16 protein-coding genes are annotated in these 26,071 nt (G+C 43.8%); 4 read left to right on the top strand and 12 right to left on the bottom strand.

Features of this window, described 5'->3' with window-relative positions; genetic code table 11:
* Positions 1-206: 206 nt before the first annotated feature.
* Both ACOAOT_RS03325 and ACOAOT_RS03320 read right to left on the bottom strand, forming a co-directional pair.
* On the bottom strand, positions 207-1,604 hold the full coding sequence (locus ACOAOT_RS03325; protein WP_420215671.1) for a hypothetical protein: 1,398 nt from the start codon (positions 1,602-1,604) through the stop codon (positions 207-209).
* Positions 1,605-1,768: 164 nt separating this feature from the next.
* On the bottom strand, positions 1,769-2,131 hold the full coding sequence (locus tag ACOAOT_RS03320; RefSeq protein WP_420215670.1) for a hypothetical protein: 363 nt from the start codon (positions 2,129-2,131) through the stop codon (positions 1,769-1,771).
* Between the two features lie 87 nt (positions 2,132-2,218).
* Here ACOAOT_RS03320 and ACOAOT_RS03315 point away from each other — a divergent pair, with 87 nt between their 5' ends.
* Positions 2,219-2,758, top strand: a complete 540-nt coding sequence (locus tag ACOAOT_RS03315) for a tyrosine-type recombinase/integrase (RefSeq protein ID WP_420215669.1) — start codon at positions 2,219-2,221, stop codon at positions 2,756-2,758.
* A 100-nt stretch (positions 2,759-2,858) separates the two neighbouring features.
* Here ACOAOT_RS03315 and guaA read toward each other — a convergent pair whose 3' ends face one another.
* Both guaA and uvrA read right to left on the bottom strand, forming a co-directional pair.
* On the bottom strand, positions 2,859-4,400 hold the full coding sequence (gene guaA / locus ACOAOT_RS03310) for a glutamine-hydrolyzing GMP synthase (RefSeq protein WP_420215668.1): 1,542 nt from the start codon (positions 4,398-4,400) through the stop codon (positions 2,859-2,861).
* Between the two features lie 287 nt (positions 4,401-4,687).
* Entirely contained in the window at positions 4,688-7,516 is a 2,829-nt protein-coding gene (uvrA, locus tag ACOAOT_RS03305) for an excinuclease ABC subunit UvrA (protein ID WP_420215667.1), read from the bottom strand.
* Positions 7,517-7,798: 282 nt separating this feature from the next.
* Between uvrA and ACOAOT_RS03300 the strand changes: the two genes are divergently transcribed.
* Positions 7,799-9,772, top strand: coding sequence for a YARHG domain-containing protein (locus ACOAOT_RS03300; protein WP_420215666.1), 1,974 nt, complete (start codon positions 7,799-7,801; stop codon positions 9,770-9,772).
* Positions 9,773-9,843: 71 nt separating this feature from the next.
* Here the strand turns inward: ACOAOT_RS03300 and ACOAOT_RS03295 are convergent, their stop codons facing one another.
* The 8 genes from ACOAOT_RS03295 to ACOAOT_RS03260 form a co-directional block, all read right to left on the bottom strand.
* Positions 9,844-13,233 (bottom strand): ATP-binding protein, encoded by a 3,390-nt coding sequence (locus tag ACOAOT_RS03295; protein WP_420215665.1) that lies wholly within the window; start codon positions 13,231-13,233, stop codon positions 9,844-9,846.
* Complete coding sequence (locus tag ACOAOT_RS03290; RefSeq protein WP_349671644.1) at positions 13,214-13,864, bottom strand: DUF4194 domain-containing protein; 651 nt, start codon at positions 13,862-13,864, stop codon at positions 13,214-13,216. The genes ACOAOT_RS03295 and ACOAOT_RS03290 overlap by 20 nt, the downstream gene beginning before the upstream one ends.
* On the bottom strand, positions 13,861-15,222 hold the full coding sequence (locus tag ACOAOT_RS03285; RefSeq protein ID WP_104435585.1) for a Wadjet anti-phage system protein JetA family protein: 1,362 nt from the start codon (positions 15,220-15,222) through the stop codon (positions 13,861-13,863). Before ACOAOT_RS03285 ends, ACOAOT_RS03290 begins: the two co-directional genes overlap by 4 nt.
* A 184-nt stretch (positions 15,223-15,406) precedes the next feature.
* Entirely contained in the window at positions 15,407-17,392 is a 1,986-nt protein-coding gene (gene ftsH, locus ACOAOT_RS03280) for an ATP-dependent zinc metalloprotease FtsH (RefSeq protein ID WP_420215664.1), read from the bottom strand.
* 142 nt (positions 17,393-17,534) lie between these two features.
* On the bottom strand, positions 17,535-18,515 hold the full coding sequence (locus ACOAOT_RS03275) for an ABC transporter permease (RefSeq protein ID WP_420215663.1): 981 nt from the start codon (positions 18,513-18,515) through the stop codon (positions 17,535-17,537).
* Positions 18,516-18,530: 15 nt separating this feature from the next.
* Positions 18,531-19,634, bottom strand: a complete 1,104-nt coding sequence (locus ACOAOT_RS03270; RefSeq protein WP_420215662.1) for an ABC transporter permease — start codon at positions 19,632-19,634, stop codon at positions 18,531-18,533.
* Positions 19,631-21,160, bottom strand: a complete 1,530-nt coding sequence (locus tag ACOAOT_RS03265) for an ABC transporter ATP-binding protein (protein ID WP_420215661.1) — start codon at positions 21,158-21,160, stop codon at positions 19,631-19,633. Before ACOAOT_RS03265 ends, ACOAOT_RS03270 begins: the two co-directional genes overlap by 4 nt.
* Before the next feature lie 107 nt (positions 21,161-21,267).
* Positions 21,268-22,545, bottom strand: a complete 1,278-nt coding sequence (locus ACOAOT_RS03260; protein WP_420215660.1) for a BMP family ABC transporter substrate-binding protein — start codon at positions 22,543-22,545, stop codon at positions 21,268-21,270.
* 344 nt (positions 22,546-22,889) lie between these two features.
* On the opposite strand from ACOAOT_RS03260, the gene pyrG reads away from it, so the two are divergent.
* Entirely contained in the window at positions 22,890-24,491 is a 1,602-nt protein-coding gene (gene pyrG / locus ACOAOT_RS03255) for a CTP synthase (RefSeq protein WP_420215659.1), read from the top strand.
* Positions 24,492-24,839: 348 nt separating this feature from the next.
* Positions 24,840-26,018: an ABC transporter substrate-binding protein gene (locus ACOAOT_RS03250; protein WP_420215658.1), complete on the top strand. Its 1,179-nt coding sequence runs from the start codon at positions 24,840-24,842 to the stop codon at positions 26,016-26,018.
* Positions 26,019-26,071 lie beyond the last annotated feature (53 nt).

Here is a 26,071-nt window from a genome sequence, read left to right as displayed (position 1 = left end):
CTCTGATAGTAAGGTTTTTCTACAGAAATTAACAAAAAGTTCAAAATATTCCAATTTTTCTTTTGTATATTGTCATATTTTCCATTTTATCTTTTTTTCCTCCACTCCTCATACTACTTATTCACCTCCCTCTGTTCCTTCGGGGTAATAAAAAACTACCGACTAAATTAATAGTTGGTAGTTTTCATTCAAATTAATTATGAGCATTAGGAATCCAATAGTATCTTAACTAATAATTCCCTGACTGATGATGGAAGGTTAAGCGCAGTAAACATTCTCGAAAAAATGCCTTCAACAATAACACTTGTTAAACCAGTTGAATTCTGTAATTCTATACCTTTACCATCTATGCTAAAAATTTTTAATTTGCCTTTAAATTCGGAATTTAATCTTGCTGTCTCTTTTATACTCATCCAACGGTATGTACATTGCTTTTGTTTAAATGTATCAAGCCATTTGTCTATATCTATAGTCATCTTTATAATTTTCCTCCCCAAAATTATATCCAATAAAAAAGAATCTGAGAACGGATGGAGATACAATGGATAGGCTAGTGGATCGAAAAATGCTTGTCTTAAATCCATAATAGGCATTTTTATATTTAATGATTTCGCCCATGAATCAAATATTTCACTAGGGAAAGCGCCTGTTTTGTATACACCAACAAGCAAACAATCTTCTATAACTGATATTGCATATCCTTTTTTATCACATTCTTTCAATAAATTATTAACTATATCAGAAAAATCATTTAATTCAAGAGTTTCTTGAGAAATTTTTATATCTTTACCGGTTAGTAAATCTGTACCTTCCCCTTCATTGATTACTTTTAAAACATCCATATTTCTTTTTAGCTGCTTTATATCCCTAAGAAACTGCTCTTTAAATTTCTCTCCCTCATTATTCAATCTTGAATTTAAATAATATGGGCACATAACCTCCATAGACTCCATAGACTCCATAGACTCCATAGACTCCATAGACTCCATAGACTCCTTCATTAAATTAAATACTTTACCATTAACTTCTCCTTCCTTTAATTCTCCTATTGATAAACCTTTTCCAGGTATAAAAGTTATAACATCTCCTATCTGAATAAATGAAGTCAAGTCACTAATTAAAACAAAGCCATCTGGATTTTTGTTGATACAATTTTTAGCATATCTCAATTCTGAATCTAAATTTGAATCTGTAATATCAATTAACTCTTGACCATAATAGAACCGTCGCAAAGTCGATAAGTCAAAATTAAATAATTGCCATGCAATAGAATCTATAATCTTTCTCAAAACCATTTCTTGGTACTTTAACTCATTTATTGTGCCACTTACAGCTAATGATCTTTTTTTATCTTTATTTTGTCTATAAATTTTCAGATCTGCTTTCATTCTTTTACGTTCATTAATTATATTTTTTAGTAAGAAAATCACATTTCTCTGGGCCAATTCAAATCCTTTATGAACTTTTTGAGTGAATTCACGATTTTTATCTTCTTTTTGAATTATTTCTTGCATATTTCCGCTATAATTTATATGTTGAATTCCATACGCTCGTATATAATTAATCAATACCTTTAATTCTCTCTCAAACTTTTCTTGCTTCATAATTCTCCCCCATTAATAATATTAAATTGTACTATTTTAATTCTTTATACAGCTTAATATTATACTTTTTTTTACCAACTATCAATATAAAGTTATCAATGTACAATGAGTAAACTAAAATCATGTTTACTGGCCTACTGGTTAAATTTCAACAATCCGGTCCGCTAGCCCCTTGCCATTTTTACTGCTAATTTCTTAAGATACTGTTTCTTTCTGGCTTCCCGGCAGTCTTTACAATACAGATTTTCCTTCCTCTCCAAGAATTCTTTTCCGCAACGTTTACAATACTGGAGCCTAATCCGTTGGAAAGACACGCAGCTGTCACAATCCGTTTCACCCGCCATGCAGTAGCCCTTCCAGTGCTGACATAGGTCTTTCTGCCAATAATCGGAATCATCAAAGTTTTGCTTATAATGATTACGAATGATAGCTGCCAGTCTGGTCATTAGTTCCTTGGTCTGTGCTTTCTCTTCTAGGTTCATTAGAAGATATTGTTTAATCTTTCGTTCCGGTCTGCCGATCCCCATGGACCAGATCCGATCATTTCCCGTACCTTGTCCAAATTTTCGGTAATATACATCTGATAAACCCGCCCACGAATAGCTTTTACTGACTTGCTAATAACGTCAGCCATCTGTTCATACTTTTTCCCTGCAATAATCATCTGTCCCAGTACAGCAAAGGTACATGATTTACGGCATAGTCATGTCAGCCTTCTGATAGAAATGGGATTTAATATTATTGTCATATCAAAACGTGTAGGTCACAAAGACGTTTCTGTCACGTTGGATACTTATGGACATCTATACCCAGGTAAAGATAAAGAAGTCGCCCTGGGTCTCCATAGCGCCAATACAAACGGACTTGTCTCTGGTCAAGGAACCATGGAAGCACAACTATACAGTTTGATGACAGAAATAAAATCATCGTTACCTGCTATCAGTACCACTTATGAAAATGACGATATCATTGTATGGGATTGTAGAACAAAAAGGAAAAACATTATTTCTTTTCAAGACTTGCCTACAATGCTAACCCTAAAACCTGACCCGGAAGCAGCATATGAAACAATAATTAATGAAGGTTATCTGGAGCTGACACCTGACACCATACTCTGTTTCTCCAAACGTGGAATGCCTACCCAATACCTATAAAAAGATATCCATTTGACATTCAGGGTGTCATTTGGGTGTCATTTAGCATAAAAAAAGTTCGGGAACCCTTATAAATACTAGGGATTCCCGAAACTGTTTGTTATTCAAACTCAATCGTAGCCGGCGGTTTCCCCGTACAGTCATACAACACCCGGTTCACGCCCTTAACTTCATTTACAATCCTTCTGGTCACAACCCCCAGAACCTCCCAAGGAAGCTCTGCAGATTCCGCAGTCATAAAATCAGAAGTCAACACTGCCCTCAAAGCAATTGCATAATCATAGGTTCTCTCATCGCCCATGCATCCAACCGAACGCATATTAGTAAGTGCAGCAAAGTACTGTCCCAGTCCCTTATCCACGCCTGCCTTAGCAATCTCTTCTCTATAAATCGCATCTGCTTCCTGTACAATCTTCACCTTTTCCGGTGTAACTGCACCAATAATCCTTACACCAAGTCCTGGACCTGGGAATGGCTGGCGATAAACCAGATATTCCGGAATTCCAAGCTCCAGACCAGCTTTGCGGACCTCGTCCTTAAATAAAAGGCGAAGTGGCTCAATAATCTCCTTGAAATCCACATGCTCAGGAAGTCCGCCCACATTATGATGGGACTTGATCACAGCCGACTTACCAAGACCTGACTCAATCACATCAGGATAAATGGTTCCCTGCACAAAATAATCCACTACACCAATCTTCTTCGCTTCATCTTCAAATACACGAATAAATTCTTCCCCAATAATCTTTCGCTTTGTCTCCGGATCTTCCACCCCATTCAGTTTCTCATAGAAACGTTCCTGAGCATTCACCCTGACAAAGTTTAAATCATATGGGCCAGCGGGTCCAAATACCGCCTCAACCTCGTCACCTTCGTTCTTACGAAGCAGACCGTGATCAACGAATACGCAGGTAAGCTGCTTACCAACCGCCTTTGCCAGCATAACCGCTGCCACAGAAGAATCTACACCGCCGGACAACGCACAAAGAACCTTACCATCTCCAACCTTCTCTTTAATGGACTGAATAGAAGTCTCCACAAAAGAATCCATCTTCCAGTCACCAGTACATTTACACACATTGTAAACGAAGTTGGAAAGCATCTTGGTTCCTTCCTGTGTGTGCATAACCTCCGGGTGGAACTGAACAGCGTAAAGCCCCTTCTCTTCACATTCCATTCCCGCAACCGGACATACTGGAGTATGAGCGGTAACAGTGAAGCCTTCTGGTGCTGTCTCTATATAATCCGTATGACTCATCCAGCAGATGGTCTTTGGACTAACATCCTCTAATATTTTGCTGCCAACTACTGTGGTGACTTCCGTCTTACCATACTCGCTGACAGGAGCTGTGGCGACCTTGCCACCAAGCATATGAGCCATTAACTGGGAGCCATAGCAGATTCCAAGGATCGGGATTCCCATTTCAAAGATTTCTTTCTCACAGCGAGGGGATTCTTCCTTGTAAGCACTGTTTGGACCGCCTGTGAAAATGATTCCTTTGGGATTCATTTCCTTAATCTTGTCCAGGGGCAGTGTGTGGGGATGGACCTCACAGTAAACGTTGCATTCTCTGACTCTTCTGGCAATCAGCTGATTGTACTGTCCGCCGAAATCCAGAACGATAATCATTTCTCTCTTCACGGGTATTCCTCCTAATTTAAGCTTCAACAAATAGCACTTTGGATAATATTATATTCTACTTCCAATGGCTTGACAAGCATTTTCTAAGTTTCGCGAAAAAGATGTCGAATCCTACAACCAATGGTTCCTGTCAGCTTGTTTTATTCACTAATCAGACAGAAAAAACGGAAAATGCCGGAAATCCCCGTTTCCCAAACTGTCCCCTGTACATGCATCTTCCCATACAGACGACAGTAAGAGAAACCAGGAAGGAAAATCTCCGGGATCTTCCGTTCATAAATCTTCTTCTACTGCTCTAAATACTTCTTTACATAGTAACCGGTATAAGACTCCGCACACTTCACAACCTCTTCCGGCGTTCCCTGGGCGATAACTGTTCCACCCTTGTCTCCACCTTCCGGACCGATATCAATGAGATAATCGGCTGTCTTTATAACGTCTAAGTTGTGCTCAATCACAACCACTGTATTGCCGCCCTCAGACAGCTTCCTGAGAATCTCAATCAGCTTGTGTACATCTGCAAAGTGAAGTCCGGTGGTCGGCTCGTCCAGAATATAAATAGTCTTGCCAGTTCCCCGCTTACTCAGTTCCGTAGCCAGCTTGATTCTCTGTGCTTCACCACCAGATAACTCCGTCGATGGCTGACCCAGCCGGATATAGGATAATCCCACGTCATTGAGCGTAGATATCTTCCTTGCAATCGTAGGAACATTCTCAAAAAACTTCAGCGCTTCCTCTACCGTCATGTTTAAAACATCATAGATGTTCTTTCCCTTATACTTCACATCTAATGTCTCGCGGTTATACCGCTTTCCACTACAAACCTCACATGGTACATAAACATCAGGAAGGAAATGCATCTCGATCTTGATAATACCATCACCGCTGCAGGCTTCGCATCGTCCGCCTTTCACGTTAAAACTGAATCTACCTTTGGAATACCCCTTTGCCTTTGCATCTGCCGTGGAAGAGAATAAATCACGGATCAGATCAAACACACCAGTATAAGTGGCTGGATTGGATCTCGGTGTTCTTCCAATGGGTGACTGGTCAATCGCAATAATCTTATCCAGCTGTTCTGTACCGATAATCTCCTTATGCTTCCCAGGAATCGTTCTCGCACGGTTTAACTTCTTTGCCAATGCTTTATAAAGAATCTCATTCACCAACGAACTCTTACCAGAACCAGATACACCAGTAACACAGGTCATTACGCCCAGTGGAAAGGTCACATCAATATTCTTTAAATTGTTCTCTCTGGCTCCCTTTACCGTAAGATAGCCGGTAGGCTGTCTCCTCTCTGCTGGAACCGGAATTTTAATTCTACCACTTAAATAAGCGCCGGTAACAGAGTCCTTATTCTTCATGATCTGCTTTGCATTGCCGACAGCGACAACATTACCTCCATGCTCACCAGCTCCCGGTCCAATATCCACGATATAGTCAGCAGCCATCATGGTGTCCTCGTCGTGCTCTACCACAATAACACTGTTACCCAGATCTCTCAGATGTAAAAGCGTCTTCAACAGCTTGTCATTGTCCCTTTGATGAAGCCCGATACTTGGCTCATCTAGAATATATGCCACACCTACCAGACCAGAACCGATCTGGGTAGCCAGTCTGATTCTCTGAGCTTCCCCACCAGATAGAGTTCCTGTAGCACGGGTCAGTGACAGGTAATCCAGACCTACATCGATAAGGAACGAGATTCTCGCCCTGATCTCCTTTAAGATCTGGTCTCCGATTGCATGCTGCATGTCAGTCAGCTGCAGCTCGTCCATAAAATTACGGAAACGGACGATGGACATGTTGGTTGCATCATATATATTCTCATTCCCTACTGTTACAGCCAGGGATTCCTTCTTTAATCGCTTGCCGCCGCAGCCAGGACAGGGTGTAATCCTCATAAATGTCTCATACTCTGCCTTGGAGGATTCGGAATAGGTCTCACGATATCTTCTGGCAACATTCTGTACCAGTCCTTCAAATGCTACATCGTAGACTCCTTCTCCACGCTGTCCCTTGTAGTAGACCTTGACTTCTTTTCCTTTGGTTCCATGGATCAGAATGTCATGAACTTCCTGTGGGTAGTCCTCGAAAGGTGTATCAAGACTGAACTTATATTCTCTGGCAAGAGCATCTAAAACTGCACGGGTATAGCTTCCCTTATCCGTACAGGACTGCCAGCCCAGCACTGTGATGGCACCCTGGTCAATGCTTAAACTCTTATCAGGAATCATTAAATCCTCATCAAACTCCATCTTGTATCCCAGACCGAAACAGTCCGGACAGGCACCAAAGGGGTTATTAAAGGAGAAACTTCTTGGCTCCACTTCATCAATACTGATTCCGCAGTCCGGACAGGAAAAGCTCTGGCTGAAATGAATGGGCTCTCCGTCAATAACATCAACGGTCATCAAACCGCCTGCCAGCTCCATCACGGTCTCAATGGAATCGGTAAGACGCTTAGCGATTCCATCACGGATAGCCAGACGGTCCACAACCACATCGATACTGTGCTTGATGTTCTTGTCCAGCTTAATCTCTTCGGAAAGCTCGTAGAGACTGCCGTCAACACGGACTCTTACGTATCCGCTCTTACGGGCACTCTCCAGAACCTTGGCGTGTTCTCCCTTTCGTCCGCGGACAACCGGAGCCAGCAGCTGGATCTTGGTCCGCTCAGGCAGCTCCATAATCTGATCCACCATCTGGTCAATGGTCTGCTTGCGAATCTCTCTTCCGCACTTGGGACAGTGGGGGATACCGATTCTGGCATAAAGAAGCCTCATATAATCATAAATTTCCGTAACGGTACCGACTGTGGAACGAGGGTTCCTGTTGGTCGACTTCTGGTCAATGGAAATGGCTGGTGACAAGCCTTCAATGCTCTCCACGTCCGGCTTCTCCATCTGACCAAGGAACTGCCGCGCATAGGAGGAAAGAGACTCCATATACCGCCTCTGACCTTCAGCATAAATGGTATCAAAGGCCAGGGAAGACTTCCCGGAACCGCTGAGACCGGTTAATACAACCAGCTCATTCCTGGGAATGTCCAGACTCACGTTCTTTAGGTTGTGCTCATTGGCACCTCTTATCTTAATATACTGTTTTGCCATATTGTACTCCTGTTATATCCTGAAATTTATTAATCTCACAACAATCGAATGCGGACTTATGATATGAAGTCCGCACCTGTAGTTACTCAGCAACCGGTTTTTCCCATTATAGCATAATATGAACCGCATTGCAAACATTTGTTCGATAAATATTTTAATCCTGAATGCTTTTCTTAGAATCCATCCTGCTTTTCTCGTTGGGAAGAAAATTATGGTAAAACTGTCTTTTGAAAAAAAAGCATGGTATAATTATTATAAACCACAAGAGAGGAATGTAGATATATGAAACCACATCCATTGCTTCCAGTTATACTCCTGGCTCTTTCCTTAACTGCATCCGGATGTAGGATGAATTCCCGGTTAGGGGATACCCCTTCCCAGCCGTCTGGATCCACCACGAAACAGGATACTGCAGCACAAGAAGAAAGCAGCACGGAAGCTGTAAAAACAGATACAGAAAATAGCGTCAGTCCGGTAACAGTAAAAACCTGGGCTACGGTTACCAGTGAGAAATATACTGACCACGGAGCCCTGATTTACCGTTGGAACAGCCGGGTTCCGGAGGTAATCATTCCTGATAACCCCACTTCCCAGTATCTCATCAACCGGAACGTTAGAGAAAATGACCAGAACACCAGGCGAAACAATTTTATCAGCGATACCATGGAAATCCCACCAACAGAAGCTGGTAATCCACAGAATAATTACCTTTATACCTTTGATTATCAGGTACTGCGAAATGACGGAAGAATTTTAAGTCTGAAGCAGAACGGAACCGATATCAGGGGAAATGACCGCAATGATACATTTGCCTTTTTAAGTTCTTATGATGTGGAAAATGGAAAGAGGATTACGCTATCTGCTCTTTCCGATGATCCGGATGGGTTAAAGCTGGCACTTGCCCAGGCTGCGGCAGGTCAGGCATCTGCCGACGGCAGTTCAAACACGTCCCTTCTGAACCAGATCATTTCTTCCGACCTCAGTCAATTAGCCCTTTTAAAGGAGGGAATTTTATTATCCTCTCAGTGGAATGTTGGAAAAGCCAGTTCTTCTACCGGTCAGGAAATATTGATCCCTTATGAACAGGTCGGTGATAAACTCAATGATTATGGGAAACAGCTCATGGCAGCTGCTCAAAAATCAAAAGATGAAGCCGCAAATGCCACCACACAAACAGATTATATATTTCCGGGAAGCAGCACAGAATATCTCACAGGAGGAGATTTACTGGAGGCTGATCCATCAATGCTGAGACTTGCAAGAAACGAAATCTACGCCCGCCATGGCAGAAAATTTGATGCAGCAGATCTGCAGGAATATTTCAACGGTAAATCATGGTATCACGCTGAGACGTCTCCCGCTGATTTCAAAGAGGATGTTCTAAATGAGATCGAAAAGAAAAATCTGGAGCTGATTAAGACAGCGGAAAGTCAGCTGCCTGACAAAGAAATCACTGATGAAGGTGTTATCTTGAAACCAGACAAAGATTATCTGCTGGATTTAGATGGTGATGGTGTCTGCGAAACCATTCGCTGGAGCAGCACTGAAGACCAGAAGGATTCTTATGAGAAAAGCCTCAAACTTTCTATTAATGGCAAGAGCCAGACCTCGATTCCTGAAAATGTAAGGGGCAACATCAGTCTGACGGCATTGGACCTTAATAAAAAGGATCAGCAAATCGAGCTTCACCTGGATATATCCCAGGAATCTGATTCCCTTTACTCATACAGCTTCTATCGTTACCAAAACGGCAGTCTGGAGTTGATTGGAGACCTGGCAGGTCCCGTCTGTGAAGGAAAGGGATCCCTTTTCCGTGGGGGAGGTTTAACAGCGGAGGGAGATGGAATTTTAAAAGTATCTGCAGATACTCCATTTATGGGATCTACTCTCCAGTTTGGGTGTTACTTCGTAGATCTGGTTTGGTCCTATGAAGACGGGAAATTAAAAGAAATACCCCAGAATGTTTATTTCAATAAGAATTATGATATGATCACCAACTCGTTTCTTCATCAGAATCCGGAGAATTATTATGTGGTATGTCATACATTTCCTGTCACAACTTCTATGGAAGGAGATACCCCCGCTTTCTCTGTCAGTCCTGGTGAAACAATCTGCCCCATCGGCTGGGCAGTAAAGGACGGACACTCCTATATCCTGGTTATGAACGAGGCCGGAGCCTGGGGATGGGTAAAGGAATCAGCCTGGGATGGGAATCCTGATACAGCATTTTATCTGGCAGTCCCCGCCTGGGGATAACGAAAAAAACACCTTGCATCGGCAAAAAAAGCCGGGCAAGGTGTTATTTCGTTATCTAATCAGGCAAATGACTATTCTTCAGCCACGCCACTTGCATCCTCATCTTCCTCATCAAGTTCCCTCATCAGCTGAGGAAAGCTCTCCCGTTCAAATTCCTGTATGGAGATAGATTTCTTGTTGGGGTTTGCGAAAACAAAGGTCTTGTCTACATTTTCCACATAGTTCTGAATCTTATCATTGGTAGCGCTGATAATAGCCTGGAAACCAAGGCCGCGGATCAGCTCGATACAGCTTGCCACCTTTTCCCCATCCATCTTGGAAAATGCCTCGTCAAGAACTACAAGACGGATGGTTGGGTTTCTCTGAATCTTCTGAGGCACATTAATCCGGTATGCCTGGGCAAAGCTGGCAAGAAGGGCCACGTAAAGGGGATTCTGCCCCTCTCCGCCGGAATTCTTCTTTATCATTTTGCTTAAACGGATCTTAATAACCTCATCCTCATTCTGAATCAGCTGCTGCATATCAAAGTTCAGATAAGTGCGGTAATCCGCATATTTATCCATATTCCGCTTTGCTTCTTCCATCTGCTCCGGAGTTGCATTTTCCGGCGGAATGAAGATATTAATCAGATCATTAATTAATTCCCCGTACTGATTTTCATGTTCCATGGTGAAAAGATTCATCTGATTATCCAGGGAATCCGTCAGCTGGGAAGGGTTGATTTCCAGAGAGTCATCCATGAACATGTCATAGTACCTGCCATCCGGCCCCTTGTTCTTTCCAATGACAAACTGATACTTGTCCTTTCCGAAATCCAGTCTGTTGATAATCCGGTTTAACTCATCCCTTCTCTGCAGCGCATCCCGAATGGCGCTTCGGATCTTAAACATAAAGTCGTCTTTAAAATGAAGGACTGCGGACTTGGCCTGCTCTGCTGCCATGTTTTTATATTCTTCCAGATTTGCGCACTCCATGATCTCCAGAAGACGGTCATATTCCTGATTGTCCTCAGCAGTCAGTGAAAAGTTCCGGTTAGGATACTTACGCACATACTCGCCTCTGGCAGAGACAAGAAGGCGGTACGCCTCTTCCCGGGCTTCCTCTGCTCTCTTTAGAAGAGCAAAGTAGCGGTCCTTCAAACGGTCATAGCGGGGAGTTTCATTGCCCTCCAGAGATGTTTTTAATACTCCCTCCAACTCCTGGTCGGCCTCCAGTGCCCGTTCCTTCGCCACCAGTTCTTCTTCTAACTGAACCGCTTCACGCTGGAACTCTTCTGCCTTTCTCTGAAGGTCTCCCATGAGACGGTCTAACGCCCTTAACTCGGCACGTTTTCCCTCGCAAAGACCTAAAATTGCTTCCCGCTCCTTTTCCCATTCCTCCACATTCTGGGCTTTCAGCTTTTCCAGTTTCTGCTCCAGCTTTCGGATTTCTTTCTCTTTTTCTTTAAACGATGCGATTTCCTGCTGCCACTCTGCATAAACCTCTGTTCCCTCTGTCAAAGCTTCCAGAGAAAGAATGCGGCTGCATTCCCCTATAATCAGTTCCTGCGGCTTCTTCTCCGCCTCCATGGCTTCCAGATTCTTTTCCAGCAGACGGATTCTGCGGCGTACACTGTCCTTGCCGATATAGGCAAATCTGGTGTAATGATCGGGATTTATGTGCTGTAAACGGAAGGTGTGATACAGCATACATTCTGGTGTAATACCGATCCGGCAGCTGCGTAATTCTTCCAGACTTTCGCATTTGATCACCTTTCCAAGAAGCAAATCCAGGTAAGGCTGTAGATAAGACTCTCTTACAATCACTTCTTCCACAAGGGAATTGGTAAGAACCTCATGGGTGCTCTCTCCTGCCTTCTCTGTATCCAGAACTGCCACATGAAAGGCTTCACTCTGATCCAGTTCCTCATAGACTTCCATGGCTGCTTTTGCAAAGGCTGGGGCAACCACCAAAGACAGCTTGTGATTGCCTAAATATCCCTCTGCCGCATTTCTCCATTTCTCATCCCGGATATCCAAAAGATCCGCAAGAACGTGAACCTCCACTGCCTTGCCTGTCTTTTGAAGAAGACGCTGCTGGAGAAATGTTTTCGCCCGCTCCACATGCTTTGGATAAGCCTTGCTTCCAGCTTTTAACTGGGCAAGTTCCTCTCTGGTCTGACGCTCCCGTTTCTTAATCTCTCTCAAAAGGCTTTCCGCCTCTTTTTTTGTATCTTCCGTCTCCTCCTGCATCTGGGCGATGGATTTCTTTAACCTGGCAAGTTTCTCCTCATCAATGGTATTTTTCTCAAATTCCTCAATGTCCCATATGGTCTGGTTGGAGGTGGATTCCTCATCTATCCAGGCATTCAGGCGTTCTGCCGTCTGCTGCCACTTTACCACACTTTTATTTAAATGGTTCACCAGCTCCCTGGCTGACTCCAGCTGATTCTTTAAGTCCTCATATCCGGTGGAAGAAATCTGGCGGAGAAGCTCTTCTCCCTGCTTTGTCAGATCATTAATCTGAACATCCAGTCCCTCTTTCCGCTCTTCCTGACGGGTATACTCCTCCCCGGAAAGGCGGATCTTGTCCTTCAGCGCCTGAATCCGGGTCTGATAGTCCAGAATCTCCATTTTGCGGAAATAATAGGTGTTTGACCGGATGTCTTCATCCTTTTCCAGTACAGAATTGTAGAGGGATCTCATTTCCTTTAAATACCCAATCTCAATAAAGGTATCCTCGATCTTCTTTCTCATCCGCCCATACTGCATGACGCTTTCCTGCATATCCTCAATGTGAATATCCTGTTCCATGCATATATATTCCTTTACGAAATCCTCCAGCCGGATATTCATGCGGAACGGAATTGCACGCTTAAAGAGCAGAGGAAACTTCTCCGAATCCAAGCCCCCCAGATAGACATCATACAGCTGTCTGCGGAACCGTTCGTTATGGGAGGTGGTAAAATACTCATCTTTCTCATAATGAACCTGAAGATAAGAAGTCACTTCTTCAATTGTCATGGTTCTTGTTCCGGTGCGGTATTCATTTTCCCATAACGGGCCTTTGTGCCAGAAAAACTTCCTTGATATGTCATTTGTTGCTGTTTCCACATCAAAGATAATTCCCACACACTGGCATTCCCCGTTGTCTGTGCGCTTTAACTCCAGAGCAATGGTGGTGGAGAAATTCTGGTTCCGCAAATAAGCAAATTCATTATTCTCTCCGATATTAACCATTCCCCGCAGATATTCGATTAGATTCCGGTCCGAATCATCGGCAGCCGCCTTATTAAAGAATCCTCTTCCGTCGGTATTGGCATAAAGCAGGATCTGCATGGCATCAATAACCGTTGATTTTCCGCTGCCGGAATGTCCGGTAAAAAAATTGATTTCTTCATGAAAAGACAGAGTCTTACGGGTAATGTAATGCCAGTTATTTAAAAGTATCCTGGACAATGCCTCAAAATTCTGATTCGTCATCGCTGTCTCCTTCTTCTTCAAATGATTCCAGCAGAGACCTTACGTCATCGCCAAATAAAACTACATTGATGCTGGGATAAATAATCATGCGGTTGTCCCCATCTAAATCTTCCAGTACATCAAGGGGCTCCAGAATCTGATATTTTTTCAGCAGAGCGATGGCACGGCGGATCTCTGTAACAGAAGGCTGCTTTTTGAAAAGCCTGTAATTGCCAAGCTTGTCGTGGATCTCGCTTATGGTGGTATAAACATTGATGCTGGTGGAAACTGCCGCCATCTGCTCATCATAAATTAACTTCAGCACCAGTATGTAAAGGGTAGCAAGCTTTGGCAGCTTTTCTCCCATGGTGTCCTCTCCCTGTATATAGATAAGCCCCAGCTGGCTGTTCTCCAGCACATTAATACCGCTGACTGCTAAATACGCCCGAATAAACTCCAGGTGCTTGTTGCAGACTTTAAATTCCTGGTTATAAATAAACCGGCTGGAACGCTTGTCATAACGGTGTTCCAGAATAAAGGTCTGTTTTAACAGCAGCCGTATGGCATCTCTTAATTCCGCCTTCTCTCCCTGCAAAAGTCCGTCATAATATGGAATCTGGCTGATTGAGCCAGTATATTCTTCATTTGTCATACTTCATTCCTCCTTACAAATACCAGCCGGGGATAACGGTACTTCCCATTATCGACCAGCTCCGGATCCATATCCTCCACTTTATAAAGGCTTTTTCTCCTTATGGAATAATCATAAGCCAGAATCAGCTTTTCAAATTCCTCCGGTGTGCGGATGGTATCTTCCCTGACCTCCATACGCCCATCTACCATGCGGGATTCAATATAGCTTTCAATTTCCTTCCTGCTGTAACGGTTCTTCACCCGGTTTAAATTTAGAATCTCCTCTGCAGTCAGCTCCGTAGGTTCCTCATCCGGCACCAGTGTTTCCTTAAACTCCGTTCTGCTCTTTCTCTTTTTATAAATGGATTTGTCAGAAAGAATTGCCATCTGGGATAAGTTCATACAATTCCCCGCTTTTTCAATGGCTTCTTCCGGATCATCCACAAGAGATAAATGATTTAACAACCGGATCACAAGACCTTTCATGTTATCTTCCTGATTAAGTAGATAATTTAGTCTTGTTACCGTAGCACGGATGTAGCGAGAATGTTCCTTGTCCATATTGGAAATCCGGTGTTCGATGTGATCAAATCCCCGTTCAATCTGATCCAGCTTTTCAGCCACATCTGCGGCAGTCACCCGGTTAGCGCTTCGCCGGCTCATTTCTTCCATCCAACCAATATCGTCCCGCAGACTGCCAATCCACCGTTTAATATCATTTTTATAAAGATAAAAGTTATCCGAAGTCTTCAAAATGTGGTACTTCTTTTTTACGATCTCCTCCACATAACCTTCCAGATGCTCTTTTAACAACTCCCCGTACGCTTTCTGCTCCAATAGACTGGCAAAGAACTTATCCATGTTATGCAGCATATCCTGCAAAGACTTATTGAGTCGTTTCGTATTAACATAAGCCGTATTTAAAAGGCTGATTCCCGCCCTGGGATCATGTTTCAAAGAGAAAAGAATGGCGTAAATGTTCTGAATATAGATCTGTGTCTCATCCTCTTCGTCGCTGGAAAGCTTAAAAAATGCCTCAATCATGACAGCGGCATAATCGGGAATTACGATATTCACCGTCATGGAGGCATAATCATCCACCTTGCGAAGCCAGCCTGCCCTCAAAAGCCAGTTTAATACTCTGGAAGCTGGGGGCAGTAATTCATCTGCCTCATCTTCCAGCTCATCCTGCCAGATCACCAGACGTTTCTGGACAAAATACTCCTCTAAAACCTGCAGGCACACCTCACGGCTTAAAAAATAGTTGCTGTATTCATATTCTTCATTGATTCTTAAAAGAGCTTCTATGTAGGTAGACCGGTTTATGGAACGGAACAGTCCCCAAAAACGGTCCGGTATCTCATTCATCAGTATCATGGTTGTTTTGACTCATCTCCCATCGCTTCGTTATTTCTATAAAAACAGACAGAAAGAAACGGCTATCATCCTACATGACAGCCGTTTGATTCTTCGTTCCTTATTGTATCTGATTCAAGGCTATTGCCTTTATTATACCAAAAATCTCCATTTGTTACAATCAGTTTGTGAAATGGTCAAACCATCATAACTCCGTTTTGTCTTCTATTTCACCACGAAATTCTTCTGTTTTCGCCTTAACTTCTTCTTTCACCCAATCGGTCAGTCCGTCTTTTGGCTCCTCAGATGATTCATCTTCTCCTGACTCTTCGTCTGATTTCACCGGTTCCGGAATTCCTTTTGCTTCACGGAAGATCTTCATGAATTCTTTGCCTGTAATGGTCTCTCTCTCGATTAAGAATTCTGCAATCTGATCCATGATATCACGGTTCTCCATCAGAAGATTCTTAGCTTCTTCATAAGCCTCTTTTAACATCTTCATGACTTCTTCATCGATCTGGGAGGAAGTTGCTTCTGCGCAGTTCATAACCATTCTTCCGCTTAAATACTGATCTTCTTTCGTAGCAAGACCGATCAGTCCGAATTTATCTGACATACCGTACTGGGTAATCATGGCACGGGCAACCTTGGTGGCCTGCTCGATATCATTGGCTGCTCCAGTGGTAATGGAATCAAATACGATCTCCTCTGCCGCACGTCCGGCTAAGTAACCAACCAGCATGGCGTGAAGCTCTTTCTTGGAGTTTAAGAATTTCTCTTCCTCCGGCACATGCATTACATATCCCAGCGCTCCCATGGTTCTTGGAACAATGGTGATCTTCTGCACCGGTTCTGCATCCTTTTGAAGTGCGCTGACTAAGGCATGACCAACTTCATGATAGGATACGATCCGTCTCTCTTCCTTATTAAGAACCCTGTCTTTCTTTTCCTTACCAACCAGGACAACTTCAACTGCTTCAAACAGATCCTTCTGGGATACTGCATGACGTCCGTTCTTTACTGCCAGAATGGCACCTTCATTAATCATGTTGGCAAGATCAGAACCAACAGCACCGGAAGTTGCAAGTGCAATGGCATCCAAATCTACTGTATCATCCAAAAGTACGTCTTTTGCATGAACCTTTAAGATGTCCACACGGCCTTTTAAATCCGGCTTATCTACGATAATCCGGCGGTCAAAACGGCCGGGACGAAGGAGTGCGGGATCCAGGATCTCCGGGCGGTTGGTAGCTGCCAGAACCAGAAGGCCCTTGGAAGAATCGAAACCGTCCATCTCGGAAAGGAGCTGGTTTAAGGTCTGCTCTCTCTCATCGTTGCCGCCGCCAAATCTGGAGTCACGGCTCTTACCGATGGCATCTACCTCATCAATAAATATAATACAGGGAGCGGATTCCTGTGCCTGCTTAAATAAGTCACGGACACGGGAAGCACCAACACCCACAAACATCTCTACAAAATCTGAACCGGAAAGGGAATAGAAAGGAACATGAGCCTCACCTGCAACTGCCTTGGCAAGAAGCGTCTTTCCTGTTCCGGGAGGTCCTACTAAAAGGGCTCCCTTTGGAAGCTTGGCACCGATCTTTGTATATTTTCCGGGATTATGAAGGAAATCAACGATCTCCGTTAAGGATTCCTTGGCTTCATCTTCACCTGCCACATCTTTAAAGGTAATTCCTGTTTCTTTCTGGACGTAGACCTTGGCATTGCTCTTTCCAACGCCCATCAGTCCGCCGCCGCCTACACGGCGCATCATAAAGTTCAGTAAGAAGCCCATTGCTGCAAATAAAAGAAGATAGCTGACAATGGTCTGGATGAAAAAGTTTCCATCCCGGCGCGTCCTTACGGTTTCCACGCCAGCAGTACGAAGACGCTCTGCCAGGTTTAAATCGTTGTCCATTCTTACCGTGTAATAGCTGACACCCGGCTTATATTCCCCCCAGGTCTTCTTGGGAGTAATGGTGATTCTGGTATCCTCGACTATAACCGATTCCACCTGTTTTTCATCTACCATATTCATAAAGATATCATAGCTTAATTCTTTATTCGTCCTCGTCGTTATGGCATTATGCAGATACGAGATGCCTGCTACCGCAATCAGAAACGCTGTAACCCAGATAACGATGGCCTGGGCATTCTTAGGCATTTTGTTATTCTGATTCTTGTTATCCATCTGTGTAAATTCTCCAATCCGGATAGTTTCTACCCATTCTATACCTCTATCATTATATTGTCATTCTCCCCATAAATCAAGAAAAGAATTATAAAATACTTATAAACACGCGGACTGGATGGAATTCACATTTTAAAATTTTTTAACGTTCTTCCCGGAAATAAGCCCGCCCCAGACTAGCCGGTGGCTGATGCTCTCTTTCCTTTCTAAGGCTCGTTATAATTAACACCACAATAGTCACTATATAAGGAAGTGCTTTAAAGATTTCCTGTGTGCTGCGGCTGAGTCCCGGAATGTATAAATAAAGGATGTAAAGACCGCCAAACAGCAGGGAACCCCAGATGGCATTAACCGGTTTCCAGAGAGCGAAAATAACCAGAGCGATGGCAAGCCAGCCTCTGTCTCCGAATCCATTATTTGTCCAGGTTCCGCCGGAATATTCCATAACGAAGTAAAGTCCGCCAAGTCCGCTTAATCCGCCTCCGATACAGGTTGCAAGATAACGGTAAGCAGTTACATGAATTCCTGCTGCATCTGCAGTCGATGGGCTTTCGCCTACTGCTCTTAAATTCAGTCCTTTTCTGGTTTTATTTAGGAAAAAGGAAAGTAAAATTGCTAAAATAATGGCAAGATAGGTTAAAAAGCCATAAGAGAAAAACGCCTGACCGATCACACCCAGTTTGGATAGTCCTGGTACCGGTGTCTTAAAAGCTGCTCCAGTCACTGCAACGGAAATCTGTCCAACTCCGCCAGCAAGCTTAGATAAGGAACCGCCAAAAAAGTTACCGAAGCCCACACCAAACGTGGTCAGTGCAAGACCGGTTACGTTCTGGTTTGCACGAAGAGTAATGGTTAAAATACTGTAAATCAGACCGCCCAGTGCCGCGCATAAAAATGCACATAAAAATGATATAATAACGCCAACCAGACCATTTGGCTGAGCCGTGTTATTTTCATAAAGGAAGGCGCCGATCAGTCCGGCAATTCCTCCCATATACATCATGCCCGGAATTCCAAGATTTAAGTTACCGGATTTTTCCGTAAGAATTTCTCCCAGGGCTCCATAAAGGATTCCGATTCCCTGACCAATGACTTTTTGAATAAATATTACCAAAAATCCCATGAACGTTTCTCCTTCCTATTCTTCTGACCCAGCCTGTTTTGCGCTTCTTATTCTTACTTTATAATCAATAAAAAATTCACAGCCCAGGATGAAGAAGAGAATAATGCCGGTAATTACATCGGCGGCATTTTCATTTAAATTGAACTGGGAAGCAATCTGACCTGCACCCTTTTGCATGAAAACAAGGAAAAAGGATACTAAAATCATGGCAAAGGTATTAAACTTACTCATCCATGATACGATGATGGCAGTGAAGCCTCTGCCTCCTGCTGTACTGGTGGAAATCGTATGGCTGGCTCCGCTTACGATGATAAAGCCTGCAATTCCGCAGACTGCACCGGAAATCGCCATAGTTCTTAAGATTACCTTCTTTACATTAATTCCGGCATATCTGGCAGTGTTGCCGCTTTCGCCCACAACCGCTATTTCATACCCCTGTTTGCTGTATCTTAAATAGATAAACATCGCAATTGTCAGAGCCAGTACAATCACCAGATTCCAGCCGTATTCCAGACCGAACAGCTTGGGAAGCCAGCCTCCCTTTGTTGCGGAATTAATGGTACCTACAGAGTTGGAGCCTTTGGGATTTTCCCAGAAAATGATTCCAAAGGTGACAACCTGCATGGCAACGTAATTCATCATCAGGGTAAACAGTGTTTCGTTGGTATTCCAGTAAGCCTTAAAAAATGCTGGAATGATTGCCCACACCAGGGCTGCCAGCGCGCTTCCTGCTAACATTAAAGGAAATAAAATCACAGGAGGAAGGGTATTTCCCAAATAAATCATCATAGCTGCAGAAGTCACGCCTCCGATGAGTATCTGTCCTTCTGCTCCAATATTCCAGAACCGCATCTTAAATGCAGGTGTGATACCAACTGCAATACAAAGAAGTACCAGCGTATCACGGATAGTCATCCACGCACGCCGCTTCGTTCCCACTGCTCCATCAAAAATTCCTTTATAAACCTCCACCGGATTCAGTCCCGTCAGAGCGATAATAACACCTGCGCAGACAACCAGAGACAGTGCCACGGCAATCAGACGGATCAGCCAGGCCTTCCATGGCTCTATGGCTTCCCGCTTTGTCATCTGAAAAACCGGTTCCCTTCCTTTACTCATCCTTGTGTTCCTCCTGTCTTCATCATCAGTTTTCCGATTTCTTCTTTTGTGGCAGTTCTTCCATCTACAATGCCGCTGATTTCTCCGCCGCACATAACCAGAATCCTGTCACAAAGCTCCATCAATACGTCAAGATCCTCTCCTACGCAGACAACTGCAGTTCCCTGCCTCTTCTGCTCATTGAGAAGATGATAAATGGTGTAAGAGGAGTGAATATCAAGTCCGCGTACCGGATAAGCAACCAGCATAACTGCTGGAGCCAGAGAGATCTCTCTTCCTACTAAAACCTTCTGAACGTTACCACCGGAAAGCTTTCGCACCGGTACAGACGTTCCGGGAGTCGCAATCTCAAGCTCTTCAATCAGACGCTCGGCAAGACCCTTTGGTGCTTTTCTGTCAGCAAAAAACGGTCGGCCCTTCCGGTAGCTTCGAAGCATCATATTGTCTGTCATATCCATGGCTCCCACAAGTCCCATTCCCAGACGGTCCTCGGGAACGAAGGATAAACGGACTCCGATTTTTGCAATCTCTGCAGCTGACATGGAAGTCAGTTCCTTTTCCCCGCCCTCCGGTGGATAATAGGAAATGGAGCCTTCTGCGGAAGGAACCAGGCCAGCAATTGCTTCTAAAAGCTCTCTTTGTCCGCTTCCTGCCACGCCTGCGATTCCAAGGATCTCACCGCTGTTAGCAGTAAAGGAGGCATTGTTTAACGTCTTTACCCCTTCCCTGCTGATACAGGTCAGTCCCTTTACGTTGAGACGCTCCTTGGGGTTTACAGGGTCTGGACGCTCGATGTTTAATCTCACCTTTTTTCCAACCATCATCTCGGTTAAGGATTCTTCTGTGGCATCTTTTGTCTCAATGGTACCGATGTATTGTCCTTTTCTTAAAACAGCCACCCGGTCAGACAGGGAAAGAACCTCGTTGAGTTTATGTGTAATAATGATAATGGAATGACCTGCTTTTTTCATATTGCGCAAAACGGCAAACAGACGGTCAGCTTCCTGAGGGGTTAAAACGGCGGTGGGCTCATCAAGAATTAAAATATCAACTCCGCGGTAAAGCATCTTTACGATTTCAACTGTCTGCTTCTGTGATACGGACATTCGGTAGATCTTCTGGTCTGGATCCAGATCAAATCCATATTTTCCGGTCAGCTCATTGATCTTGTCATTCACTGCTTTCCGGTCCAGAATCTCTTTTCCAGGCAGTCCCAGAATGATGTTCTCTGCTGCAGTAAGCACATCTACCAGTTTGAAATGCTGATGAATCATACCAATTCCCAGATCAAAAGAGTCTTTCGGCGACCGTATGGTGACCTCTTTCCCATGAATCAATATCTGTCCCTCATCCGGATAGTAAATACCCGAAATCATATTCATGAGAGTGGTCTTTCCGCTTCCGTTCTCACCCAGAATAGAGAGAATCTCTCCTTTTTTTAATGACAGGCAGACTTTGTCATTGGCAACTACCTGGCCAAACCGTTTTGTGATATTTTTAAGTTCAATGGCATTATTTTCGTTCACCCGGCTAACCTCCGTTTCATTTTTTCCTCATTTTTCCATTGTCTCATACAACCCAAAAAGCGGGCCAGATAGTCTGGCGCCGCTTTCTGTTTATTTCCGGCGAAATCTTATTTATCAATGGTAGTAATGCCATCAATTAAAATATCAAATGCCGGTGCGGATCCGTGCTCAGATTCATGGAAATAACCATCTTCAATATACTCAACATCGCTTCCGTCTTTTTTATAGGTCTCCAGTTTTTTGCCGCCTACAGTGAAGGTAGAGGTATCGAATACATGAAGAGTTCCTGCCTTGATGGCATCTTCCACTTCTTTTACCTTCTCCTCTGTTCCAGGAGCTACAGCATCTTTGTTCAGTTCTGTAATGGAGTTTGCTCCCTCTTTGTATCCCTGGCACCAGTCAGTCTCAATGGCCTTGCCGTCAATGACACTCTGTACTGCATAGGTTACATATGGGCCCCAGTCGATGGATGCAGAAGTAAGTGCTGTCTTAGGAGCAGTTGCGATCATGGAAATGTTATATCCAACGATTGGAACGCCTGCTGCCTCACATGCAGTAGGAGCACCGGTTGTATCAGCATGCTGGCTGATTAATACGCAGCCGTCAGAGATGAGAGCATCTGCTGCTTCCTTCTCAAGATCAAAGCTTGCCCAGCTGTTTGTATACTTAACTTCCATGGTTGCTTCCGGACATACGGAACGAACACCTAAGAAGAAAGAAGTATAACCACTGATAACCTCAGCGTAAGGATAAGCGCCTACATAACCAACTTTTACTGCATCCTTATTTACTTTGCCGTCTTCTACCATCTTGTTTAACTTAAGACCTGCAACAACACCGGATACATAACGTGATTCATAAACATTAGTAAAGTAGTTGTGCATGTTGCTCAGTCCGCTTGTTGCAGCCTGATAACCGGTTGCATGACAGAACTGTACGTCTGGATACTCTTTTGCAGCTTCCAGCATATAGGATTCATGTCCGAAACTGTTGGCGAAAATGATGTTACAGCCCTGATCAGCAAGATCCATGGCTGCGTCCTTACAGGTTTCATCTTCCGGTACATTCCATTTAATAATGATCTGATCGTCTGATAAACCAAGAGCCTTTTTCATTTCCATGGCTCCCTTGTAATGAGCTGCCGTATAACCCTCATTCTCATCACCAACATAGATAAATCCAACTTTTAAATCTTCTTTGGCAATTCCACCTTTGGCAGCAGCTTCTGTGGTTTCAGCTTTTGACTCTGTCTTGGCAGCTTCTGAAGCCTGTGTCTCTGTTTTCTCTGCTGCAGTAGTTGCTTTCGGAGCAGAACCTCCGCACGCTGACAGGGACAGTGCCATTACACTTACAAGTGCAAGGCCGATCATTTTCCTCAATTTCATAGACTTTTCCTCCTTAAACATCAGCTGGGACCATGAAAAAATGCGTCAGGAAGGACCAATGGCTCACCTGACGCAATTGTCATACCCTTATTTAATGTAAAAATACATTTATTAGTATATCATTATTTTTTCGCTTGTCAATAAGGAACATTAATATCTGGACAAATTTTTATTAACCTCTGAGATGATTTCTTTGACCATTTCAGGACATAATATTCATAGTAAATGTTTCCACTTAATTATCTTAGTTTTTTTAATTTACCACTAGATTTTTTATTAAAAAAGACGTATAATACTTTTTTTGAAATTATCCCCATACCATCACAGAAGGAGGTTACACTGTTATGTCAGTGAAATACGTATTTGTCACCGGAGGCGTTGTATCCGGACTTGGCAAAGGTATTACCGCAGCATCGCTTGGACGATTGTTGAAAGCCAGAGGCTACAAAGTAACAATGCAAAAATTCGATCCTTACATCAACATTGATCCAGGTACTATGAATCCGGTTCAGCATGGAGAAGTCTTCGTTACAGAGGACGGCGCAGAGACAGACCTTGACCTTGGTCATTATGAGCGGTTTATCGACGAAAGCTTAACAAAGAATTCCAATGTTACCACTGGTAAAGTTTATTGGAACGTACTGACCCGTGAACGGCGCGGGGATTTCGGGGGAGGCACCGTACAGGTTATCCCTCACATTACCGACGAAATAAAGAGCCGTTTTCACCGCAACCACAATTCCTCCGATACTGAGATAGCTATTATAGAAGTAGGCGGAACGGTAGGTGACATCGAAAGCCAGCCTTTCTTAGAGGCGATCCGACAATTCCAACACGAAGTAGGCCACGAAAATGCAATCTTAATCCACGTGACCCTGGTTCCATATCTGAAAGTTTCCGGCGAACTGAAAACAAAACCAACCCAGGCCAGTGTAAAAGATTTACAGGGAATGGGTATCCAGCCCGACATCATCGTATGCCGTTCCGAACTGCCCCTTGATGACGGAATCCGTAGTAAAATCGCACAATTCTGTAATGTTCCCAAGACACACGTGATACAAAACCTGGACGTGGAAGTATTATATGAACTCCCTCTTGTAATGGAAGAAGAACATTTGGCTCAGGTTGCATGCGAGAGCTTACATTTACCATGTCCGGAACCTGACTTAAAGGATTGGGCTGCAATGATCGACAACTGGAAGCATCCAGAGCATGAAGTAACCGTAGCTCTTGTAGGAAAATACATCCAGCTTCACGACGCTTATATTTCTGTAGTGGAAGCTTTAAAGCACGGCGGAGTCGAAAGCCGCGCAGACGTTCATATCAAGTGGGTGGATTCAGAGCTTGTTACCGACGAGAACGCTTCCGAATACTTCGGTGACGTAGACGGAATTCTGGTTCCCGGAGGTTTTGGAAGCCGCGGAATCGAAGGTAAGATATCCACAATCCGTTATGCAAGAGAAAATAACGTTCCGTTCCTGGGTCTCTGCCTCGGCATGCAGATGGCAATCGTGGAGTTCGCCCGCCACGTAGTCGGTTTCAGCGATGCCCATTCCGTAGAGCTTGATGAAACTACCACTCATCCGGTCATTCATTTAATGCCAGACCAGAACGGGATTGAAGATATCGGCGGAACTCTCCGCCTTGGTTCCTATCCATGCGTCCTGGACAAGTCATCCAAGTCCTTTGAAGTTTATGGAGAGGAATTAATTCATGAACGTCACAGACACAGATATGAGGTAAATAACGATTACCGTGATGATTTAATCAAAGCAGGTATGAAATTATCCGGTATCTCACCAGATGGACGTATCGTGGAAATGATAGAAATTCCGGAACACCCCTGGTTTATCGCAACTCAGGGACACCCGGAACTGAAGTCAAGACCCAACAGACCTCACCCCCTGTTCAGGGAATTCATTCGTGCTGCTGTTAGTCATAGGTAGAATGTATTCATTATTAATATGGAGTCCGCACTCTCTCACTGAGAGGCGGACTCTTTTTTATTTTACATACAGACACACCTTACTTAGTATAAAGTATATTGCAAATTGCCTGTCCGCCGCTGAAACACCAGTAAACTCCATTATTTCCATGAAGTTACCAGAAGTTGGTACACGCTTCCATTGCTAAGGCTTCATTTTTATTCTGAAAATAAGAATTTACTTTATATTATTATTTTCTTTCATTTTTTTCTTGCACTTTTCTCATCTTCTGCTATAATATAATGCAACGTGTGTCTGCACGGAAGACACTTGTTTTTGCATGAGACACACAAAAAGGAGGATAAAATTATGAAATTGAAAAAAGTATTTGCACTGACTATGGTTGCATGCTTAAGCGCCAGTGTAATCGCCGGATGCAGTTCCAGTCCCCAGTCTGCTAAGGATAACGGTGAGAAGGTAATCAAGATCGGAGTTTTTGAACCAACCACCGGAGAGAACGGCGGCGGCGGTATGCAGGAAGTATTAGGTATGCGTTATGCAAACAAGACTCACCCCACTGTGAAGATCGGCGGAGAGGAATATCAGGTTAAATTAGTGGAAGTTGATAATAAATCTGATAAGACAGAAGCCGTAAATGCAGCGCAGAAGCTTGTCAGCGAAAAAGTATCTGTTGTACTGGGCAGTTATGGTTCCGGTGTATCCATTGCAGCCGGACAGATCTTTGCAGATGCAAAGATTCCTGCAATCGGAGCTTCCTGTACCAATCCTCAGGTTACTCAGGGCAACGATTTCTATTTCCGCGTATGCTTCTTAGATCCGTTCCAGGGAACTGTTATGGCAAACTACGCCAATGACAACGGAGCAAAGAAAGCGGCTGTTATCACCCAGCTTGGCGACGATTATTCCTCCGGACTTGGTTCTTTCTTTAAGACAGCATTTACAAAACTTGGCGGAACCATCGTAAGCGAAGAGCAGTTCCAGACCAATCAGACAGATTTCAAAGCAATTTTAACCAACATTAAGGCACAGAACCCTGACATCATCTTTGCACCATCTTCCATTACAACGGCTCCGCTTATTATCAAGCAGGCCCGCGAGCTTGGAATTACAGCTACCATCGCTGCAGGTGATACATGGGAGAACTCAACCATCATTGAAAATGCAGGCGAATCTGCAAATGGCATCGTACTCTCCACTTTCTTTGATGAAGCAGAACCGGCTAACGATGAAGCAGCTTCTTTCATCTCCGGATTCAAGACATACTTAAAGGAGCAGAAACAGGACGAAATCATTCCTGCAGTTGCAGCTCTTGGATATGACGCTTACTTAAGTGCTCTGAAGGCAATTGAAACCGCTGGCTCCACAGATGGTACTGCAATCCGCGATGCATTAAAGGGTGTTACCATTGACGGTGTTACAGGAACTATTTCCTTTGATGAAAACGGCGATGCAAAGAAAGATATGGCATTTATCAAGACCGTTGAAGACGGCAAGTTCAAATTCTTAACAACAACTACAGTAAAATAAACGCACATACCGCGACAAAGCAGTCACGAACGGATGAGTGGGGACGTATTTCT

It is taken from the genome of Lacrimispora struthionigena, from assembly GCF_048627165.1.
GTDB lineage: Bacteria > Bacillota > Clostridia > Lachnospirales > Lachnospiraceae > Lacrimispora.
This window is presented reverse-complemented; position numbering and strand designations above follow the sequence as displayed.

Bases quoted from the DNA above. Each gene is read 5' to 3' on its own strand.
- ACOAOT_RS03325 (WP_420215671.1), bottom strand. From the start codon at position 1,604: ATGAAGCAAGAAAAGTTTGAGAGAGAATTAAAGGTATTGATTAATTAT.
- ACOAOT_RS03320 (WP_420215670.1), bottom strand. From the start codon at position 2,131: ATGGGGATCGGCAGACCGGAACGAAAGATTAAACAATATCTTCTAATG.
- uvrA (WP_420215667.1), bottom strand. From the start codon at position 7,516: ATGGCAAAACAGTATATTAAGATAAGAGGTGCCAATGAGCACAACCTA.
- ACOAOT_RS03300 (WP_420215666.1), top strand. From the start codon at position 7,799: ATGAAACCACATCCATTGCTTCCAGTTATACTCCTGGCTCTTTCCTTA.
- ACOAOT_RS03295 (WP_420215665.1), bottom strand. From the start codon at position 13,233: ATGACGAATCAGAATTTTGAGGCATTGTCCAGGATACTTTTAAATAAC.
- ACOAOT_RS03290 (WP_349671644.1), bottom strand. From the start codon at position 13,864: ATGACAAATGAAGAATATACTGGCTCAATCAGCCAGATTCCATATTAT.
- ACOAOT_RS03285 (WP_104435585.1), bottom strand. From the start codon at position 15,222: ATGATACTGATGAATGAGATACCGGACCGTTTTTGGGGACTGTTCCGT.
- ftsH (WP_420215664.1), bottom strand. From the start codon at position 17,392: ATGGATAACAAGAATCAGAATAACAAAATGCCTAAGAATGCCCAGGCC.
- ACOAOT_RS03275 (WP_420215663.1), bottom strand. From the start codon at position 18,515: ATGGGATTTTTGGTAATATTTATTCAAAAAGTCATTGGTCAGGGAATC.
- ACOAOT_RS03270 (WP_420215662.1), bottom strand. From the start codon at position 19,634: ATGAGTAAAGGAAGGGAACCGGTTTTTCAGATGACAAAGCGGGAAGCC.
- ACOAOT_RS03260 (WP_420215660.1), bottom strand. From the start codon at position 22,545: ATGAAATTGAGGAAAATGATCGGCCTTGCACTTGTAAGTGTAATGGCA.
- pyrG (WP_420215659.1), top strand. From the start codon at position 22,890: ATGTCAGTGAAATACGTATTTGTCACCGGAGGCGTTGTATCCGGACTT.
- ACOAOT_RS03250 (WP_420215658.1), top strand. From the start codon at position 24,840: ATGAAATTGAAAAAAGTATTTGCACTGACTATGGTTGCATGCTTAAGC.